Raw genomic sequence first — 19,767 nt, forward strand, 5'->3', positions numbered from 1 at the left:
TGCCGTCGTTCTGCGGTCAGCGGAGTGTACGCCGTGTCCTATTCCCCGCGCGTGAACATCCCACCGTGTGGAACGGCGATCACCGTCGTGAGGCGACCAGAACTCCCGTTTCCGATGGGGAGTCCGATTTTCTGGCGCGCCGCTCCGGCAGCAGCACCATGATCACGACGATCGCCATGATCAGCCCGAGGGCCGCGGACGTCCACCAGTTGTTCACCGGGTCGCGCACGAACGGCATCGGGTCGGGCCATGGATCGCCCCGGAACTGCGGCACGCCGGGCAGAAAACCGAGGGAGCCGACGGCGAGGCGGATCTGGATGAGGCCGTCGATCCGGGTGCGGGGGGCGAGGGCGAGCAGCGGGAAGATCAGCGGGTCGTACCAGGGGTGCTGCACGGGTGAGGCGATGAGCACCGCCGCGCAGACCGCGAACGCGAACCGCGCGGCCTGGCCCTGCCGGGTCGCCGCGGGCGTCAGCCGCCACAGCAGCGCCGCGACGATCACCGCCGAGGCGAGGTAGCCGAGCTGGTTCATCTGCCCGTGGGTGGCCTCGATCCCCCAGCGCGGCAGGTAGCGCCACGGGTTCGTCGGCGAGGCGTCCTGCGACTTGTCAAGCAGGATCTCGAACGCCCTCGGCCCGGCCGCCAGGTAGGCGCCGAGCCCCGTCGCGACGACCCCGCCGAGCAGCCCGAGCAGGGTCGGCCACGACCGGCGCGCGACCCACGCCAGGCCCACCCCGGCGAGGAAGAACGGGGCCTTGACGCCCCCGGCCAGCCCGATCAGCGCGCCCGCGTACATCCCGGCCGCCCACGCCGGGGTGTCGGAGGCACGGAAGAAGACGGCGAACGCCGCCACCATGAAGGCCGCGCCGAACACGTCGTTGTGCGCGCCTGCCGCGCAGGCCCACAGCATCAGCGGGTTGCAGGTCCACAGCAGGTGCGCCCTGACCTTGGCCGCGTGGTCGTCGGCCATCCGGTGCAGCAGCACCGCGACCAGCGCGAACGCGCCGAACGCGGCGACCTTGAGCAGCGAGACGATCGCGAACATCGAGGTCCCGCCGAGCGCCGCCGCCCCGGCGAACAGCCAGTTCGAGACGGGCCCGTACACCGACGGCGTCTGCCGCCATGCCTGCGGCGCGTAAGCCGCGACGGGATCGCGCAGATCGATCAGCAGCTGCGGAACAGTCTGATACGGATCATGACCGAGCAGGAGCATCCGCCCGTACAGGGCATAGCTCTGCACATCGGTGGAACCGCCGACCGGAGCCAGCGCGAGGGCCGCAGCGGCCGCCACACCGCCGTACAGGAGCATCCTGACCGGGGGCCGCCACCCCCACCGGACGGCGAGCAGCCCGAGGCAGACCCCGAGCGTGCCGGACCCGACCATGCCGAACGTCAGCGCGACGATCAGCGCGGCGCTCGGATCGGCCTCAAGCGACCAGCCGCCCCCGCTGACGGGCACGGTGTTCGACGGCCCGAGCAGGCAGGCGACCAGTCCGAGCCCCACCGAGACGACGATGGCGACGGTCCCGGCCATCCCGGCTCGACGGGATCTCACGGACATGCCGCCAAGGGTATTCCGGCGCGGGAAGGACCCGATCCCGCGCATGGGTCAGGGTTTGCCGCGCAGGCCCGCCTTGGCGAGCAGCCTCGGCAGCACCGGCGGCGCGGGGGCCAGCGTGGCGGCGATCCGGCCGCCGCTGGTCCGGTAGGGCCGCGCGGTGCGGCGCAGGCCGACCCGGCCGGACGCCAGGGCGTCGGGCAGGAACCCGCCGCGCATGCCGCCGACCTCGAACTCGATCTGCCAGACCCCGTCGCGCATCCGCTTGAGCGGCAGCGTCGCGGTGAACGCGTCATGGGCGAACAGCGCGGGCGTCTCCACGACCTCCTCGGTGCCGCGCAGCCGCGCGACGATCTTGACCGGCGTCGACGCGGGCAGCGACCCGGCCACCTCGAGCGCCCCGCCGACGACCTTCGCCGACGCGGGCCACTCGGGCGTCTTGGACTGCCATCCGGCGTCAACGCTCAGGTTCCCGTAATCCGTGACATGCCCCCGCACGACGGGCTTGCCATCGGAGACCGGCACATACCGATCACCCGGCACCTCAAGATCACCCAGCGACGGCCGCGCCGCCAGCGGCACCCCGTCCAGCGACGCCTTCACCACGACGTCCCAGCGCCCCTTGGCGAGCGTCGTCTCGGCGAAGTCCATGACCACCCGGAACGGCTGCTCCGACGCCACCGCGAACGGGTACTCGACGGGCTCGTCGCCCCGGTCGCGCACCACGACGGAAAAGTCGGTCGGCACACCCCCGGGAAGCTCGACGTCGCCTTCCAGGACGAGCGCGGAGCCCTCCCACTCGGCCCTGGTCAGCGCGACCCGGAACGGCACACGGTCGGAGACGTCGAAGCAGGCGTCGGGAAGGTCCCCGAAGCCCGGGGTGTCCTGGTAGACCCGCCCGGCCACGACCTTGAGCGGGACGACGACCTCGTCGGCGTCCGCCGCAGTCCGGAACGCCACGATCTCGGGCAGCAGGTCCGCGCGTCCGTGCAGCAGGCAGTGCGCGAGCTGCCGGAAGAACGGGGCGCTCGCCGCGGTGATCTCCGGGGTGAGGTGCCGTTCCATCAGGTCGCGGGCGAACGCCTCGGTGAGCGCGCGGCTCTCGGCGGACGCGTCAAGGTAGGCGCGGCCGAACCGTGACATGACCTCCTCGCGGAAGTGCCGCCGCAGCATCCGGTTGCGCGCGTTGCCCGGCTCGGTGTGCGCCTCGACGAGCCGCATCACCCTGCCGATCACCGGGAAGAACGCCTCGTCCGGCGCGCCGCCCTGCTGCATGACGCTCGAGCCGTCCTCGCGCTCGACCCAGAAGTAGGCGTCGTAGTCGGCCAGGACGCTGACCGCCTTGGCCTTGAAGTAGGCCAGGGCGGTGAACTCCTGGTCCTCGTGGGACTTCAGCCCCTCGGGGAAGCGCGTGTCGCCGATCAGGCCGCGCCGGAACAGCTTGAGCGGCGCGAGCGTGGCGTACAGGTCGGGCCTGTCGTCGTAGATCGTCGTGCGGGCGACGGTCTGCCGGAACAGCCTGACGGGCACCTTGCGGCCGACGCCGACGTACTTGCCGATCACGATGTCGGTGTCGTTGTCCTCGGCCATGGCGACCATCAGCTCGAGGGCGCGCGGCCCGAGCCAGTCGTCGGCGTCCACGAACATGACGAACTCTCCGGTCGCCCGGTCGAGGCCCGCGTTGCGCGGGGCGCCGGGCCCGCCGGAGTTCGGCTGGGCGAGGACGGTCATCCTCGGGTCTTCGACCTTCCGCAGCAGCTCGAGGCTGCCGTCGGTGGAACCGTCGTCGACGCAGATCAGTTCGAGATCGCTCAGGGTCTGAGCGAGCACCGATCCGACGCAGCGTTCGAGGCTGTTCCGGCAGTTGTAGACCGGGACGATGACACTGACTTTGGGGTGGGGCACGCGAGATTTCCTGTCACAACGGGAGCACATGCACACTAGCCGGACCCTGGACCCTTGTCGCGGCAACTCCGCCTAAACGATCATGTCGCGTTAAGGTGAACATAAAGTACGCACCTGACGTCTCACTGTCCACACCTCGGTCTCGCCTCGTTCATCTCACCGCTCACAGCGCGTCACATCGGCCTCCTAGCTTCGGAGTCCTCTGCCCGACCACCGGGCGGCGACCACGAGGAAGATGTGTGCGAACCCACAGCGGACCCCACGACCCGGCAGGCCCCGACGGCCGCGCCGTCTGCGTGATCCCGGCGCGGGGCGGATCGAAGGGACTTCCCGGGAAGAACCTCGCCAAGGTCGGCGGCGTGCCCCTGATCGTCAGGACGGTACGGGCGGCGCGGGCGGCCCAGACCGTCGGCGCGGTGCTCGTCTCCACCGACGACCGCGCGATCGCCGAGGCCGCGCGGGCCGCGGGCGCGCGGGTCGTGGACCGGCCCGACGAGCTGTCCGGCGACACCGCGTCGTCGGAATCCGCGGTCCTGCACGCGATCGCGACGCTGCCCGCGCCGCCGGAGGCGACGGTCCTGCTCCAGTGCACCTCGCCGTTCCTCGACCCGGCCGACCTCGACGCCGCGATCACCCGCGTCCTCGACGGGACCGCCGACACGGTCTTCGCCGCGCTCGCCTGCCACGAGTTCCAGTGGGCCGAGGGCCCCGACGGCCTGGCCGGAGTGGGCCACAGCGCCGCGTTCCGGCCGCGCCGCCAGGACCGGGCCGCCCACTACCGGGAAACCGGGGCGTTCTACGTGATGCGGACCACCGGCCTGCTCGAGCACGGGCACAGGTTCTTCGGCAGGATCGCCGCCCAGCCCGTCCCGCGCGCGCACGCCGTGGAGATCGACTCGGTCGAAGACCTCGCCGTCGCCCGCGCGCTCGCGCCGCTTTCCGGGATCACCGAACCGCTCGACGTCGACGCCGTCGTCACCGACTTCGACGGCGTGCACACCGACGACCGGGCCGGCGTCGGCCAGGACGGCGGCGAGACCGTCACCGTCTCACGCGAGGACGGGATGGGGGTCTCCCTGCTGCGCAAGGCCGGCGTGCCGCTCCTGATCCTTTCGACCGAGACCAACCCCGTCGTCGCGGCCCGCGCCGCCAAGCTGCGCGTGCCCGTCCTGCACGGGATCGCCGACAAGGCCGCGGCCCTCGACAGGTGGCTGCGCGACGAGGGGCTCGACCCCGCCCGCGTGGCCTATGTCGGCAACGACGTCAACGACCTCGGCTGCCTCGCGCTCGTCGGCTGGCCCGTCGCGGTCCCCGACGCGCACCCGGACGTCATCGCGGCGGCCCGGCTCGTGCTGACCCGTCCGGGCGGCGCGGGCGCGGTCCGCGAGATCTGCGACCTCGTCGTCGCCCAACGGACAAACCGGGCATCCCACACCAAGACTTCACAGAGCGAGGACTGACATGGCTTCCAGCGACACCGCACAGGCCGGCACATCCGTCGAGATCGGCGGCAGGCCCGTCGGCGACGGCGCGCCCGTCTACGTCATCGGCGAGATCGGCATCAACCACAACGGCGACATGGGGATCTGCCGCCAGCTCATCGACGTCGCCGCGAACGCGGGATGCGACGCCGTCAAGTTCCAGAAGCGGACGCCGGAGATCTGCGTCCCGCTCGACCAGCAGTCCAAGATCCGCGCCACCCCGTGGGGCGAGATGACCTACCTGGAGTACAAGCACCGGGTCGAGTTCGGCCACGACGAGTACGCCGCCATCGCCAAGTACTGCGGCGAGCGCGGTCTCCAGTGGTTCGCCTCCCCGTGGGACGTGCCCTCGGTGGAGTTCCTCGAGGAGTACGACGTCGTCACGCACAAGGTCGCGTCGGCGTCGATCACGGACCGTGAGCTGCTGCGCGCCCTCGCCGCGACGGGCAAGCCGGTGATCCTCTCGACCGGAATGTCGGAACTCGCCGAAATCGACGAGGCAGTCGGCATTCTCGGCACGGAGAACCTGGTCATCCTGCACGCCACGTCCACGTACCCGCTGCCCGCCGAAGAGGCCAACCTCCGCACGATCGCCACGCTGCGTGACCGCTACGGTGTGCCGGTGGGCTACTCAGGACACGAGCGCGGCCTCCAGATCAGCCTCGCCGCCGTCACCCTCGGCGCGTGCGCGATCGAACGGCACATCACGTTGGACCGCACCATGTGGGGCTCCGACCACGCCGCCTCCCTCGAACCGACCGGGCTGCAGCACCTCGTCCGCGACATCCGCGTGATCGAGACCGCGCTCGGCGACGGCGTCAAGCGGGTGTTCCCCGGCGAGGCCGAGCCGCGCGAGCGGCTGCGCCGCACCACCGCCTGATGGCGGCGGCCGCACCGCGCCTGTCGGTCGTCATCCCGATGCGCGACGTCCAGACCTACGTCGGGGACCTGCTGCTGACCCTGCGCCGCAACACCGCGCCGGACATCGAGTTCCTCGCCGTGGACGACGGCTCGCGCGACGACACGCCCCGGCTCCTCGCCGAGTCCGGGGTGCCGGGCCTCACCGTGCTCACCAACCCGTCGCCGCTCGGGCTGAGCGGGGCGCGCAACACCGGCCTTGACGCCGCCCGCGGCGAGTTCGTCACGTTCCTCGACGGCGACGACTGGGTGGCGCCCGGCTACTTCACCGCGCTCGCCGACGCGATCGACGGGCTCGGCTGCGACTTCGTCAGGGTCGACCACGTGCAGGTCACCGGGCGGCGGCACGTGCTGCACCGCGCGCCCATGGGCCGCCGGGGCAAGGTCCTCGACCCGAGGGCGGCGATCCTGCCCGTCCACGACAGGTCGATGGTCGACTACCCGTACGCGTGGGCGGGCGTCTACCGGCGCTCGCTCGGCGACCTCCTGCGCTTCCACGACGTGCTGCACACCGCCGAAGACCGGCCGTGGATCTGGCGGCTGCACAGGGAGGCGGCGAGCTACGCCGTCGCCTCCCTGGCCGGCGTGTTCTACCGGCGCGCCGTCTCCGGGTCGCTGACCCAGATCGGCGACGCGCGGCAACTCCACTTCTTCGACGCGTTCGACCTCGTCCTCTCCGAACTGGAGACCGACCCCGAGGCCGAGAAGCTGCGCCGCAAGGCCGTCCGCACCTACTGCGCGCTGATCGCCCACCACCTCGCCGAGCGCGACAGGCTCACCCCTCCCCTGCGCAGGGAGCTGCGCCGCCGCGCCCGCCGGACCGTCGAGGGATTCCCCTCCGACGCACTCGCCGAGGCCCTCCCCGGGCTCGGCGCGGACCGCCGTGACCTGTTCGCCGACCTGTTGGGCATCGACGCTTGAGCGCTACGCAAATCTTTCTGGCCTCGACCCCGTTCGGGGCCCTCACCCTCGCCGCCGCGCTCGACGCCGGCCTGCTCGGCGACGGGAAGGCCAGGCGCGTCCTGGTCGTCAGCAACAACGCGGCGATCCCCGAGCTGACGCCGGGGCTCACCGCGCAGCCCGGCTGGGAGACGCTGGGCCGCAGGTTCGACGCGCTCATCGACTGGAACGCCGAGATCGCGCCGCTGCACCCGTCGGGATGGCAGCCGCGCGAAGAAGAACTTCCGCTTTATGAGCGGTGGCTGCGCGACCGGTGGGGGCTCGCCGGGCATGACGTCGAACTCGTCGTGGAGTCCGTCGCGGTCGCGCCCGCGCGGACCCTGTGCGCGCTGTTCTTCGACGCGCCGATCACCGTCTACTCCGACGGGCTCATGTCGTACGGGCCGACCCGCAGCGCGCTGCCCCCGGGCGTCGGCAGCCGGATCGACCGGCTCCTGCACCTCGACCTCGTCCCCGGGCTCACCCCGCAACTGCTGCGCGAGTACGGGGTGCCGTCCACGACCATCCCGGACGCGGCCTTCCGCAAGGTCCTCGACGAGCTCACCGACGCCGTCAGGCCCGCGCTGACCGCCCCGGACGGCGGCGGAATCCCCGAAGGGACGCCACTGGTCGTCGGTCAGTACCTGGCCGCTCTGGAAATCCTGACCGCGCAGGAGGAAGATGACCTTCATGTGGCGATGCTGCGTGGAGTCGTGGCCCGTGGGTTCTCGACCGTGCTCTTCAAGCCCCATCCGGCCAGCCCGGTCAGGGCGACAGAACGCCTGGCGGACGAGGCCCGGCGGCTCGGCGCGCGGCTCGTGGTCGTCGACCAACCCGTACCGGCCGAGGCTTGGTGCGCGGCGGTACGGCCCGCACTGATCGTCGGCTGTTTCTCCACGGCCCAGATCACCGCCGCGCGCTACTACGGCGTGCCGGCGGCGACGGTCGGCGCCGCGGCCCTTCTCGACCGGCTCACGCCCTACGAGAACAGCAACCGCGTCCCCGTAACGATCGTCGACGCCACCGTCCCCGCCCTGAGCGCCGACGGTTCCCTAACCAACCCCACCTTCCCCCCCAACGCAGCCCTCCCGGCCAACGCAGCCTCCCCAGCCGAGGCGGCACGCCCGGGCGAGACAGCACGCCCAGCCGAGGCGGCACGCCCGGGCGAGACAGCACGCCCAGCCGAGGCGGCACGCCCAGGCGAGGCGGCACGCCCGGCCCTAACGGCACACCCGCCCCAGCCCGGGACAGCACGCCCGGCCCAGCCCAAGCCCGGCCCGGCCCTCGAACCCCTGCTCGCAGCGGTCGCCTACGCGATGCAGGCAGCCACCCGCCCCGACCTACGCGCCCAAGCCGTCCACTTCCTCAACGACCACTGGCAACCCACCCAGCGCTACTTCAAACGCCGCCGCCTTACCTCCCTGGCCCTCCCCGGCGGCCTCCCTTCCAGCGACCACCCCCTGGTCACCGCGGCCCTCCCCCGCACCAGCCGCCGCAGACGCCTGGCCACAGCCGCCCTGCGCCAAGTAGACCGCCTCCGGGACTAACCCCCATGCCCACCCACCCCCCCGAAGCCGAATCCACAGGAGCCCACCCCGCACGCACCCCCGAGCACAGCCCGCACCGCGCGCACACCACCAAAGCCCGCACCAACATGCACAGCCCCACCCAGCCCGCCGAAGCCGGGGCCTCGACAACCCTCGCCGCAGACACCGCCGAGCGCAGCCTGCGGCACGCACATCTCGGTAAAGGCAGAGCCTCAGGAACCCTCACCCCGGGCACAGCCGGGCGGGCTGGGGGAGGCGGAGCCTCAGGAACCCTCGCCGCAGGCGCAGCCGGGCGCGGCGCGCAGGCTGAGCGAGGCGGAGCCTCGGGAACCCTCACCGCAGGCGCAGCCGGGCGGGCTGGGCGAGGCGGAGCCTCGGCAACCCTCACGGCGGGCGCAGCCGGGCGGGCTGAGGGAGGCGGGGCCTCGGGAACCCTCGCCGCGGGCGCAGCCGGGCGGGCTGAGGGAGGCGGGGCCGATGGGCGTAGGGGGACACATCGCGCGCGGCCCGGCGAAGCCGGGCTGCGCGCAAGGGGTTTTGGGGGTGAGGGGGTGTTGGTTTGTGTGGGGGTTACGCGGGTGGGGGGTGCGGTGTTCGCGGGCGCGTTGGATGCGGGGTTGCTGGCCGGGGTGGGGCGGCGGGTGTTGGTGAGTGTGGGGCCGCCGGGTGCGGGCGTCGCGGGGAGGTTCGGGGAGGTGTTGGAGTGGGGTGGGGAATTCGGGGGGGTCGGGCCGTTTGAGTGGGTGCCGCGGGCGCAGGATCTGCCGGTGCTCGAGCGGTGGCTGACCCTGCGGTGGGGGTTGGGCGGGCCGGTGCGGCTCGTCGTTGACGATCCGGCCGTGTTGGCGTCGGTGGGGGCGATTCTCGGGGCGGCGCGGATCACCGTGTGCGCGGCGGGGCTCGGGGCCTACGGGCCGACCGCCGTCCGACCGCCCGACGGCGTCGGCTCCCGGATCACCGACCTCCTGCACCTCGACCTCGTTCCGGGCGCGTCCCCGCTGCTGCTGCGCGAGAACGGGCTCACCTCGACGCCCGTGCCGGCAGGGGCGCTGCGCGGCCTGCTCGGCCCCCCGGACGGCCCCGCCGAAGGCGCGCTCCTCATCCCCGAGGACCTGGCGGCGCGCGGAATCCTGCCGGCCGACGCGGAACAGGCGCTGCTCGCGGGCGCGGTCCGCGCGATCGCCGCGCGCGGCCACACCCTCGTGCGCTGCGCGGGCGAGAGCGTTCCCGGGTCGGTCCTGCGCGAGGCGCGGCGGCTGCGCCTCACCGTCGAGCCCGCCGACCCGTGGGCCGCGCGGCCCGCCCTCGCCGTCGGCCACACCTCGCCGACCCTCGCCGCACTCGCCAGAACCGGCGTCCCCGTCGCGACATTCGGCGCAAGAACCCTCATTCCCACCGCCGAGCGCGTCGCGGCGACCCTCGCCGACCTCACCCTCCCGCGCCTCACCCGCACCGGCCGCCTCGTCCGTCCCCGCCCGCCCGCCGACCTCCAGCCGCTCCTCGACGCCCTCGCCTACACGCTGCGGCCCGGCCAGCTCCCCGAACTCAGGGCCGCCGCCGTCGCGTACCTGTCCGGGGCCGACGCCGCAGCCCGGTACTTCCCCGCGTCCGGGCTCGCGGCGCTCGGCCTGCCCGTCCCCGGCGCGACGCACCGGCTGCGCCGCGCCCTGCACCTCGGAGCGCACCCCCGCCATGCGAACCACGCACGTCCTGTCGGTGATCAGCCCGGTCCGTGACGTCGCGCGCTACGTCCCCGACCTCATCTCGGCCCTCGCCGCCAACGCCGCGCCGGGCTTCGAGTTCCTCGTCGTGGACGACGCCTCAAGCGACGCCACCGGCGACCTCCTGCGCCGCGCCCGCGTCCCGGGCCTGCGCGTCATCACCCGTCCCGAGCCGGGCGGCCCGTCCGCCGCGCGCAACGCCGGGCTCGCCGAGGCGTCCGGCGAGTACGTCACCTTCCTCGACGGCGACGACTGGATCAGGCCCGGCCATCTCGCCGATCTCGTCACCGCGATCGAGACGCTGCGCTGCGACTTCGTCATGACCGACCACATCGAGGCGCGCGGCGTCCGGCGGGTCCCGCGCGTCCCGCCCGAGGCGCGCCTCGGCGAGCGCCTGCCCGCGCGCGGCGGAATCCTGCCGCAGCACGACAAGTCGATGGTCGACTACCCCTTCACCTGGGCCGGGATCTACCGCCGCGCGCTCGGCCCGCTCCTGGAGTTCGACGAGCGCCTGCACACCGCCGAGGACCGCCCCTGGTTCTGGCGGCTGTACCGCAACGCCGACGCCTTCGCCGTCGTCAGGCTGAGCGGCGTCTTCTACCGCCGCGAGGCCCCCACCGCCCTCACCCGCGTGGGCGACGCCCGTCAACTCCACTACTTCGACGCCTTCGACAGCGTCCTCGCCGACCTCGACGCCGCCGACGAGCCCCCCGAACTGCACTACAAGGCCATCCGCAACTACTGCGCGATCATGGCGCGGCAGATCAACGCCGAGGCAAGGCTGACGCCCCGGCTCCGCTCCGCCCAACGGGCAAGGGCCGCCACCACCCTGCGCGCCTTCCCCCCCGACGTCCTCGCCTCGATCCTGCGCGGCTCCGACCCCGAACGCAGGACCCTGCTCGAAGACCTCGCGGGCCTGACGGTTCAGCCGCCGCGCAGCGCGCGGCGCGCCCCCTTGAGCGCGCGGTAGGCGGTCGGCGGCAGCTCGACCCGCGCGCGGGCGCGCAGCCGCGCACGCGCCCGGCCCCCTTCCGCCCTGGGCGGAGGCAGGCTCGCGGCGGACGCGACGAGCTCGTCAAGCGCGTCGGCCCAGTCGTTCTCCGACGGCGGGTGGAAGTAGTTCGCCCGGCACCAGCGCGGCTCGGGCTTCTTGAACCTGCCGCGCGCGAGCTCGTCGAGCGAGCCGAGCACCCCGCTGTCCTCGAACACCAGATTGATCATCTCGGCCGACACCCCGAAGTCCGCCAGCACGAGCAGCGGCACGCCCGCCGCGATCGCCTCGAGCGCGGCCGTCGAGCTGACCGTCGCGAACCCGGCCGCCGACGCCAGCTGCGCCCGCATCGGCCCCGCGTCGAACTCCAGCAGCCCCTGCTCATAGGGAAGCTCGCGCCACAGCTCGGCGTAGTGCAGCAGCTCCCGGTGCGTCTGCTCCTCGCCGGGCAGCGCGCGCAGCTTCACCACGACCTTCAGATCGGGCCTGCTCAGCGCCAGCGCCGCCAGCGCATGGAGCACCCCCTCGCGCTCAGAGCGCTCCCGAGGCACCTTCGCCTGGGTAGCGAAGACGACGCGGTCGGCCGCGCCCGCCTCCGGCAGCCCGTCGAGGAACGGCAGCGACGCCCGCACCACCCGCCCCGGCAGGCCGAGCGAGCGGCCGATCTCGGCGAACTCCTCGACCTCACGCGCGCTGTGCACGACGAAGAGGTCGGCCGAGGCGCGCAGCTTCCAGGCGCGCCGGGTCGCGGGCACCGAGATCCCCGGCAGGCCCGTCACCAGGACCCGCCGCCGGTCCCGCGACACGAACGGCGCGAGCGCCCGCACCACGGGCCCGGTGCAGGCGAGCAGCACCGCGTCCGGGTCGAACGAGCGCAGCAGCGCCCGGAACCCGCGCGCGGACACCACGGGCGGAACCTCATGCCCCGTCCCGCTGACGGCGTCGGCCCGCTGCTGCTCCGACGGCGTGATCGGCGACCGCACCACAACAAGCCGGTGCTCACCCGGCAGACCGCGCAGCAGCGCGGCCCCCCACTTCAGATAGGAGTCGGAGTCGGCGACGGCGAGAATCCTCAAGCGAACTCCGGTCCGACCGTGAAGAGGCTGAGGTGGGTGCGCAGCGACGCGTCCGCGCGCTCGGTCCACCACCCCTGCGGCACCGTCACCCCCTCGATGACGGGTCCCTCACCGCCCAGCAGGACGCGCAGCGACGACAGCGCCGTCGAGGGCAGGCTGACCACCCGGTGCCACGACGTCAGCCCGCGCAGGCTGAGTTCGACCGGAAGGCCCGAGTCGTGCACCCGCACCCGGGGGTCGGCGCGCAGCACGTCGAGCACCTGCGGGCACTCGCGGCGGTGCGGGTGGTAGACGAACGGCTCCACCGCGGCCTTCCCGCCGAGCCAGCGCAGGTACTCGCCACGGTCGATGAGCCCGTTCGCGACCAGCGACGTGCCCAGCATCACAAGCCGTTCCGGCGGCGGCGGATCGGCGGGCAGCGACCGCAGATACGGGAAGTCGTGCGAGACCACCGACACCCCGACCCGCCGCGCCCGCGCCAGCAGCGCCGACGGTACCGGCAGCGCAGTGAACACCGTCACCCTCCCGGCCTGCGCGAGGGACCTGAGCCGCGCCCCGGCCAGCGAGCCGAGGACGCGCCGCCCGAACCCGGCCTGCGCGCGCGCCCTGACCAGCGGCTGCCGCCACGGCCCGGACAGCAGCCCGAGCAGGTGCAGCGTCGCCAGCCCGTCGTCCACGAGCACGACCCGGCCCGGCGCGCGCCCGGCGAGCAGCGCGGTCTGCGCCTGGCCGGAGAACGCGTCGCCCAGCGCCCACGCGGCGCGTCCCGACGTCGCCCGCGAGGCGTCTTCCAGTACCGTTCCGGGGGGCGTCCCGAGCCGGACCGCCTCCGCCGCGGTCGCGGCGAGGGCGGACGAGCCCGCGCGCACCCGCAGCACCACGGGGCCGAGCACCCCCGCGTGCCGCGCCTCAAGCACCGACAGCAACTGCAGCGGTGACTCGACCCACGCCAGATCCGTCATGGTCACCTATCAATACGGGTGAGGTTCCGTCACAATGTGACTCTGCGTCACCAGAACCTTCGCAGACGCACATGAACGGACAACCAACATGAGCTGTCGGGAGCGATTAACAATCTTTACGACCGCTGATCTCGCTAAGCTGCCTCCGGTCCCCCTCACTCCCCCAGGAGCTTTCCCTTGACTGACAGGCGTCGCTTCCTGCTCGGCGCGGGCGTTCTGGCCGCCGGCTCGGCCGCGTACGCGGTCTGGCCGTCCCAAGGAGACGGCGCCGCCGCGCCCAAGGAGCGGCTGTCGGCCGGCGACCAGCCCCCCAGCTCCCCGCACGGCAGCCTCGTCGAGGTCGAGCCGATGGGCGACGTCGCGCAGCGCGGACCGAACGCCGGCAAGCCCAACTTCGTGGTGATCCTCGCCGACGACCTCGGCTGGGGCCAGATCGGCGCGTACGGCCAGACCAAGATCCGCACCCCGCGCATCGACCAGCTCGCCAACGAGGGCCTGCGCTTCACCGACGCCTACGCCCCCGCGCCCGTCTGCGCGCCGTCGCGCGCCTCCCTGCTGACGGGCCTGCACGCGGGCCACAACCCCGTCCGGCGCAACCCGCCCAAGGAGGGCGAACTGCCGCTCCCGGCGGGCACCCGGACCATCGGCGACGTGCTCCAGTCCGTCGGCTACAAGACCGGCATGTTCGGCAAGTGGGGGTTCGGCCGCAACTCGGGCGACGAGGGCAGCCACCCCAACGCGCGCGGCTTCGGCGAGTTCTTCGGGTACATGACCCACCACGCCGCCAAGAGCTACTATCCGCGCTTCCTGTGGGACAACCGCAACCGGGTGAACCTGCCGGGCAACTTCGACGACTACGGCGCGCTCTACGGCCCCGACCTCGTCATGGACCGGGCGCTTGAGTTCATCGACCGCAACAAGCAGGACCCGTTCCTGCTGATGCTCACCCTCCCGTTGCCGCACGCCCCGTCGGTGATCAGCGACCTCGGCGGGTACGGCGGCAAGCCGTGGAACCCGGCCAACAAGACCCACGCCGCCCAGATCACCCGCCTTGACGCCTACGTCGGCCTGCTCGTGGACACCCTCAAGCGCAACGGCCTTGACGACAACACCATCGTGATCTTCACCGGCGACAACGGCGCGCACGAGGAGAACGGCGTCGAGCCGGCCTTCTTCAACGCGGGCGGCCCGTTCAAGGGGATCAAGCGCAACCTGTACGAGGGCGGCGTCCGCGTCCCGTTCATCGTCTGGTCGCCGAAGCTGCTGCGCAAGACCGTCCGCAAGCGCACCACGCACCCGACCGCGCACTATGACCTCATGGCGACCATGGCCGACTACGCCGGAGCCAAGTCCCCCAAGAACGACGGGTACTCCCTGCGCAAGGTCTTCAACGGCTCGGGCGGCGCGCCCAAGCACGAGTACCTGTACTGGCTGCGGCTGCACGCGGGCTCCACCAAGACCCACAGGTCGCTGGAGCGCGGGCGCGGCAAGCAGTGCTCGGCGGCGGTCCGCTTCGGCGACTGGAAGCTGATCGGCTGGGCCCCCGGGCGCGAGTACTCGACCCCGAACGGCCGCTGGACGTATGAGCTGTACGACCTCAACAAGGACCCGGGCGAGAAGAAAAACCTCGCCAAGAGCCACCCCGCCATCGTCAACCGTGGGGTTCGCTACATCCGGCAGTCCTGGCGAGCCCCATAATGGGCTCGAGGTTGCCTGTTTCTCAGTTAATATTCAGCAACAATAGTCCAGATTGGTATGGTTCGTCGCTATCGTCTCCTGCGAGCCACCCAACGACCCGGGACATGAGGGATGCAGGAAGCACAGCGCAGCACCGCAGTCAAGCGGGCCATCCGACGCCGTACCGAACACCTCGCAGAGGCGCTCCGGCCGCCGGGCGTCAAGCCCAAGCGGCGCGTGGAGATCCCCTCCCGCCGCAGCGGAGCCAAGCGCCTGGTTCCTTCGCCGGTCTTCGTCCTGTCCTCCCAGAGATCCGGATCGACGCTGCTGCGGGTGATCCTCAACAGCCACTCCCAGATCCGCGCCCCCCACGAACTCCACCTCCGCACCCTCAAGGTCGAGCCGAGCCGTGAGTTCTCCGACGACGTCATGGGCGCCCTCGGCCTCACCCGCAAGGAACTCGAACACCTGCTGTGGGACCGGATTCTGCACCACGAGATGGAGCGCAGCCAGGCGAGCGTGATCGTCGACAAGACCCCGGCGAACGCCCTGATCTGGCGGCGCATCAACAGCGCGTGGCCCAAGGCCAGGTACATCTTCCTGCTCCGCCACCCGCAGTCGGTGGTCGAGTCGGTCATGAACCGCCGCAAGGGCGCCGACCTCGACGGCGTCGTCCAGGAGACGTACAACTACGTCTCCGGCGTCGAGGAGGCCCGCCAGCACCTCGACGGCGTCACCGTCAGGTACGAGGACCTCACCGCCGACCCCGAGCGGGAGACCAAGCGGATCTGCGAGTACCTCGGCCTGCCCTGGGAGGCCGCGATGCTCGACTACGGCGCGCAGGACCACGGCCCCATCAAGCCGGTCTTCGGCGACTGGAGCGCCAACATCAAGTCCGGCAAGGTCCAGGCCGCCCGCCCCCTCCCCACCGCCGAGACGATCGACCCCAAGCTCCTGGACATCGTCAAGACGTGGGGATACCTCGACTAATTGCCCGGACTCCGTCCGGGCGGTGATCGGGCGCCTCAAGCCGCCGTCTTCCCTCCGGACTTGCTCGCCTAGCGGCTCACAAGTCCTCCGGTCCAGACGACGGCGCGCCCGATCACTCTGCGGACTAAGGCACGAGGCCGTGGCCCCGGCTGGCCTGGAAACCAGCTATACGGGACGGTAAGTGACGCTCCAGGCGCGGTACCAGGGTTCGAAGAAGGGGTGGCCCTCGGCGAGCGGGAGCAGGTAGGTGACGGTCTCGGCGTGGTAGCGGCGCTGGAAGTCGGCGGGCATGCGGTGCAGGGTCGCGACGTTGCTCGCGCGGTCGGCGAGCTTGATCGCGACGACCGGGGCCGGGGCGTCGCGCAGGCGGCGCAGGTAGGCGACCTTTCCGGCGCGCTTGTCCCGCTTGGAGGCGGCCGGCGGCTTCGTCACCCAGTCGACGTACTCGGCGACGACGGGCCCGAACTCCGCCTCCACCTCGGTGAGCGTCGCCGGGGTGTCCTCGACCACGTCGTGCAGCAGGGTCGCCGCCAGGACCTCGGGATCGTGCTCGCCCGCGCCCACCGCGATCACCTCGAGGGCCTCGAACAGGTGGACCGTGTAGGGCTCACCCGTCGGCCTGAGCTGCTCGCCGTGCCAGCGCGCGGCCGCGTCGGCCGCCTTCTTGACGAGCTCGAGCCCCGCCGGGTCGAGCAGCGTCGCCAGTTCGGGTTCCGCGGTGCGCCAGGAAGCCCACGAACCGGGGACCCGCCGCGCGCCGCCCTGCGGACCGTCGTCGCCCGGGGTCGCCGCCCGGCCCGGGTCGGCGGGACCTTGGTTCGCCGGACCTTGGTTCGCGGGGCCGGAGTTCACGGGGTCGGAGTTCACGGGGACCACCGTAGTGCGGGAGGATCGGCGCATGGGAGCCGAGACAGCGCCGGAACGGGAATGGGTCGCCGAGGAGAGCGTGCTCGTCGACGCGCCGCCGCACGAGGTGTGGACGCTGGTGTCCGATCCGCGCCAGATCGTCAGATGGTCGCCTGAGCTGTTCCGGGTGTGGGTGCGCGACGAGCCCGTCGAGGAGTTCAGCAGGTTCGTCGGGTTCAACCGGCGTGGCCCGTTCGTCTGGTTCACGAACTGCGAGGTCACCGTCCACGACCCCGAGAAGGTCTTCGCGTTCCGCGTCACGTCCTTCGGCATGGACGTCGCGCTGTGGGGCTACCGCCTCGAACCCGTCGGCGAGGGCACCCGCCTCACCGAGTACTGGCACGACCTCCGTCGCGGCACCCGCACGGCGGGTCTCGTCTCCCTGCTCGGCCGTCTGTTCACCGGCACCCCGCCCGCCCGCCGCGCCGCGCTCAACCGCGCGGGCATGCGCGCCACCCTCGCCGGCATCAGGTCGGCCCTCGAACCCGGGCTTCCGCCGACCACGTAAACTTTCTTGGTTCGCCGACCGGGGCACTCCCCGGCACACACCAGGAGCCTTAGTACATATGAGCGAAGCGGGTAGTCCGGCCAGCGGACCTGTCGCGGGACAGGTCAAGGACGCGGAGATATCCGCCGAGCAGTCCCGCGTCGACGCCGCCTACGTCCGGCTTGACGAGATGCGCACCGAGGCCGAGCACATGCTCCGCGAGGGCTTCCGCCAATCCCAGGCCGGAACCCGCAGCTCCCTCGTCGACCGCGACGCCATGGTCTACCAGGCTTCCCTCCGCGCCCAGGCACTCAACGTCGCCGACGACGGCCTGGTCTTCGGCCGCCTTGACCTGCTCCCCACCCCCAAGACCGCGACCTCCAACGGGGCCGGGACCGCCGAGACCGAGGGCCCGGCGGAAGACGTCGCGGCGGGGAGCCCGGGAGAGGGTGGGGAAGGTAAGGGGGCCGGGGAGAACGGGCCGCTGTATGTCGGGCGGGTGGGGGTGCGGACGCGGGATCACGAGTCGCTCGTGGTGGACTGGCGGGCACCGGCCGCCGAGGCGTTCTACCGGGCGACGCCCGAGGACCCGCGCGGCGTGATCCGCCGCAGGGTGCTGCACTCGCGCGGCCACCGCGTCATCGACATCGAGGACGACCTCCTCCAGCCCGAACTCGCCGACGGCCTCACCGTCGTCGGCGACGGCGCGTTCCTCGCGTCGCTCGCCCGCACCCGCGAAGGCGCGATGCGCGACATCGTCGCCACGATCCAGCGCGAGCAGGACGTCGTCATCCGCGCGCCCGCCGACGGCACCGTCATCGTGCGCGGTGGCCCCGGCACCGGCAAGACCGCGGTCGCCCTGCACCGCGTCGCCTACCTGCTGTTCCACCACCGCCGCAGGTTCGGCGGGCGCGGCGTCCTCATCGTCGGCCCGAACCAGCGGTTCACCGCCTACATCGAACGCGTCCTGCCGTCACTCGGCGAGGGCTCCGCGGCGCTGCGCTCGCTCGGCGACCTCGTCCCGGGCGTCGTCGCCACCCGGCACGACACCCCCGAGCTCTCCCGGATCAAGGGCGCGGGCGCGATGGCAGGGATCATGCGGCGGGCCGTCGCCGACCACCCGCCCGGCGCACCCGAACTCCTGACGGTCGTGCACGCGGGCGTCGTCGTCAGGCTCGACCGCCCGCGCCTGGACAAGATCCGCCGCCAGCTCCACCAGCGGGTGTCCGGCAGCGTCAACACCGCGCGCCGCAAGGTCGCGGAAACCGTCCTCGACGCCCTCTGGGACAGGTTCCTGGAAATCGGCGGCCTGGTCGACGCCCCCGGCATCAAGCGCGGCGAGTTCATCGCCAACGCCCGCGACCAGCTCGGCGACTTCCTCACCACCTGGTGGCCGATCCGCACCCCGTCCGACGTGCTCCGCGCGCTGGGCGACCCGGAAAGGCTCCGCTCGGCGGCGGGCCGCGACCTCTCGCCCGCCCAGGTCGGCAGGCTCGCCGCGTCCTTCGCCCGCGAGGACGACTTCTCCTACCAGGACGTCGCGCTCCTTGACGAGATCGACGCGATCCTCGGCCGTCCCCCGCGCGCGGCCGGCCGGGTCCGCGAGGACGACCCCTATGTGGTCGACGGCGTCAACATCCTCACCGGCGAGGAGGTCGCCGACTGGGAGCCGGAGTACCGGGAGCTCAGCACGTCGATCGAGCGCACCGAACGGGCCCGCCGCGTTGACGACGAGGCGGAGGAGGCCACCGACTTCGGCCACGTCGTCGTGGACGAGGCACAGGACCTCTCACCGATGCAGTGGCGGATGCTCGGCCGACGCGGCCGCCAGGCCACCTGGACCGTCGTGGAGGACCCCGCCCAGTCCGCCTGGGAGGACCTCGACGCATCACGCCAGGCCATGGCCGCCGCCCTCGGCATCGCCGAGACCCCGTCACGCGGCCCCACGCCCGGCTCGGGCCGGGGTGGTCAGGGCCGGCGCGGCGGACGGAACCGCCGCGGCGGCGCGGCGTCCCGGCCACGCCGTCCGCACCACGCCTTTGAACTCACCACGAACTACCGCAACTCCATCGAGATCGCCGATGTGGCGACGCGGGTCCTCGCCAAGGCCGTCCCCGACGCCAAGCCCGCGCGTGCGGTCCGCCGTACCGGCCACCGGGCCGTCATCGACCTCCACAGCACCGCGGACCAGCCCACCCTGCTGCACGCCGCCCGCGACGCCGTCGTGGACCTCCTCGGCCAGGTGGAGGGGACCATCGGCGTCATCCTCCCGCTCGGCTGGCCCAAAGAGACCTGGGACGTCCCCGACCGCGTCCAGACCCTCGACGTCCTCGAAGCCAAGGGCCTCGAGTTCGACGCCGCGGTCCTCGTCTCCCCCGAAGAGGTCGCGACCCAGACCCCCACGGGCCTGCGCACCCTCTACGTCGCGGTCTCCCGAGCCACCCAACGCCTCACCGTCGTCACCGCCGACAAGTCCTGGAAAGCCCTCCTGACCACCACCTGACACCCTCCGAGCCCGGCCCTCAGGGCGCTGGAGTTCGCCAGCTCCGGGCCTTCGATTTCCCCACTCCGGCGTGCCGGCCCCCAGGCCCGGCGCCGGCGTGGGTTTG

Annotated in this window: 15 protein-coding genes; 10 read left to right on the plus strand and 5 right to left on the minus strand. The window is 72.5% G+C overall.

The annotated features are described in order from the left end of the window. Positions 1-79: 79 nt before the first annotated feature. Together mptB and R9X44_RS32975 are read right to left on the minus strand one after the other, a co-directional pair. Entirely contained in the window at positions 80-1,561 is a 1,482-nt protein-coding gene (gene mptB, locus R9X44_RS32970) for a polyprenol phosphomannose-dependent alpha 1,6 mannosyltransferase MptB (RefSeq protein ID WP_319818286.1), read from the minus strand. Positions 1,562-1,609: 48 nt separating this feature from the next. Next, a complete protein-coding gene (locus tag R9X44_RS32975) occupies positions 1,610-3,463 on the minus strand; it encodes a glycosyltransferase family 2 protein (RefSeq protein WP_319818287.1) in 1,854 nt (617 codons plus the stop codon). A gap of 239 nt (positions 3,464-3,702) precedes the next feature. Here R9X44_RS32975 and R9X44_RS32980 point away from each other — a divergent pair, with 239 nt between their 5' ends. The 6 genes from R9X44_RS32980 (at position 3,703) to R9X44_RS33005 (ending at position 11,039) form a co-directional block, all read left to right on the plus strand. Next, complete coding sequence (locus R9X44_RS32980; protein ID WP_319818288.1) at positions 3,703-4,923, plus strand: acylneuraminate cytidylyltransferase; 1,221 nt, start codon at positions 3,703-3,705, stop codon at positions 4,921-4,923. A 1-nt stretch (position 4,924) separates the two neighbouring features. Next, complete coding sequence (locus R9X44_RS32985; protein WP_319818289.1) at positions 4,925-5,824, plus strand: N-acetylneuraminate synthase family protein; 900 nt, start codon at positions 4,925-4,927, stop codon at positions 5,822-5,824. After that, positions 5,824-6,783 (plus strand): glycosyltransferase family 2 protein, encoded by a 960-nt coding sequence (locus R9X44_RS32990; RefSeq protein WP_319818290.1) that lies wholly within the window; start codon positions 5,824-5,826, stop codon positions 6,781-6,783. Before R9X44_RS32985 ends, R9X44_RS32990 begins: the two co-directional genes overlap by 1 nt. Further along, positions 6,780-8,348, plus strand: coding sequence for an alpha-2,8-polysialyltransferase family protein (locus R9X44_RS32995; RefSeq protein WP_319818291.1), 1,569 nt, complete (start codon positions 6,780-6,782; stop codon positions 8,346-8,348). Before R9X44_RS32990 ends, R9X44_RS32995 begins: the two co-directional genes overlap by 4 nt. 767 nt (positions 8,349-9,115) lie before the next feature. Then, on the plus strand, positions 9,116-10,084 hold the full coding sequence (locus R9X44_RS33000; protein WP_319818292.1) for a hypothetical protein: 969 nt from the start codon (positions 9,116-9,118) through the stop codon (positions 10,082-10,084). Further along, positions 10,041-11,039: a glycosyltransferase family 2 protein gene (locus R9X44_RS33005; RefSeq protein ID WP_319818293.1), complete on the plus strand. Its 999-nt coding sequence runs from the start codon at positions 10,041-10,043 to the stop codon at positions 11,037-11,039. Before R9X44_RS33000 ends, R9X44_RS33005 begins: the two co-directional genes overlap by 44 nt. On the opposite strand, the gene R9X44_RS33010 is transcribed toward R9X44_RS33005, so the two are convergent. Further along, entirely contained in the window at positions 10,994-12,136 is a 1,143-nt protein-coding gene (locus R9X44_RS33010; RefSeq protein ID WP_319818294.1) for a DUF6716 putative glycosyltransferase, read from the minus strand. The genes R9X44_RS33005 and R9X44_RS33010 overlap by 46 nt on opposite strands. After that, positions 12,133-13,098 (minus strand): hypothetical protein, encoded by a 966-nt coding sequence (locus R9X44_RS33015; RefSeq protein ID WP_319818295.1) that lies wholly within the window; start codon positions 13,096-13,098, stop codon positions 12,133-12,135. Before R9X44_RS33015 ends, R9X44_RS33010 begins: the two co-directional genes overlap by 4 nt. A gap of 177 nt (positions 13,099-13,275) precedes the next feature. Between R9X44_RS33015 and R9X44_RS33020 the strand changes: the two genes are divergently transcribed. Both R9X44_RS33020 and R9X44_RS33025 read left to right on the plus strand, forming a co-directional pair. Continuing rightward, complete coding sequence (locus R9X44_RS33020; protein ID WP_319818296.1) at positions 13,276-14,796, plus strand: arylsulfatase; 1,521 nt, start codon at positions 13,276-13,278, stop codon at positions 14,794-14,796. A gap of 111 nt (positions 14,797-14,907) precedes the next feature. Continuing rightward, entirely contained in the window at positions 14,908-15,765 is an 858-nt protein-coding gene (locus tag R9X44_RS33025) for a sulfotransferase (RefSeq protein WP_319818297.1), read from the plus strand. Positions 15,766-15,930: 165 nt separating this feature from the next. Here R9X44_RS33025 and R9X44_RS33030 read toward each other — a convergent pair whose 3' ends face one another. After that, positions 15,931-16,632, minus strand: a complete 702-nt coding sequence (locus R9X44_RS33030) for an HD domain-containing protein (RefSeq protein ID WP_319818298.1) — start codon at positions 16,630-16,632, stop codon at positions 15,931-15,933. A 31-nt stretch (positions 16,633-16,663) separates the two neighbouring features. On the opposite strand from R9X44_RS33030, the gene R9X44_RS33035 reads away from it, so the two are divergent. Both R9X44_RS33035 and R9X44_RS33040 read left to right on the plus strand, forming a co-directional pair. Further along, complete coding sequence (locus R9X44_RS33035; RefSeq protein WP_319818299.1) at positions 16,664-17,179, plus strand: SRPBCC family protein; 516 nt, start codon at positions 16,664-16,666, stop codon at positions 17,177-17,179. 58 nt (positions 17,180-17,237) lie between these two features. Further along, positions 17,238-19,661: a HelD family protein gene (locus tag R9X44_RS33040; protein WP_319818300.1), complete on the plus strand. Its 2,424-nt coding sequence runs from the start codon at positions 17,238-17,240 to the stop codon at positions 19,659-19,661. Positions 19,662-19,767 lie beyond the last annotated feature (106 nt).

The organism is Actinocorallia sp. A-T 12471, assembly GCF_033875155.1.
Taxonomy (GTDB): Bacteria; Actinomycetota; Actinomycetes; order Streptosporangiales; family Streptosporangiaceae; genus Actinocorallia.

Excerpts from the sequence above, each read along its gene's own strand:
- mptB (WP_319818286.1), bottom strand. The coding sequence starts at position 1,561 with ATGTCCGTGAGATCCCGTCGAGCCGGGATGGCCGGGACCGTCGCCATC.
- R9X44_RS32985 (WP_319818289.1), top strand. The coding sequence starts at position 4,925 with ATGGCTTCCAGCGACACCGCACAGGCCGGCACATCCGTCGAGATCGGC.
- R9X44_RS32990 (WP_319818290.1), top strand. The coding sequence starts at position 5,824 with ATGGCGGCGGCCGCACCGCGCCTGTCGGTCGTCATCCCGATGCGCGAC.
- R9X44_RS33005 (WP_319818293.1), top strand. The coding sequence starts at position 10,041 with ATGCGAACCACGCACGTCCTGTCGGTGATCAGCCCGGTCCGTGACGTC.
- R9X44_RS33015 (WP_319818295.1), bottom strand. The coding sequence starts at position 13,098 with ATGACGGATCTGGCGTGGGTCGAGTCACCGCTGCAGTTGCTGTCGGTG.
- R9X44_RS33025 (WP_319818297.1), top strand. The coding sequence starts at position 14,908 with ATGCAGGAAGCACAGCGCAGCACCGCAGTCAAGCGGGCCATCCGACGC.
- R9X44_RS33035 (WP_319818299.1), top strand. The coding sequence starts at position 16,664 with ATGGGAGCCGAGACAGCGCCGGAACGGGAATGGGTCGCCGAGGAGAGC.
- R9X44_RS33040 (WP_319818300.1), top strand. The coding sequence starts at position 17,238 with ATGAGCGAAGCGGGTAGTCCGGCCAGCGGACCTGTCGCGGGACAGGTC.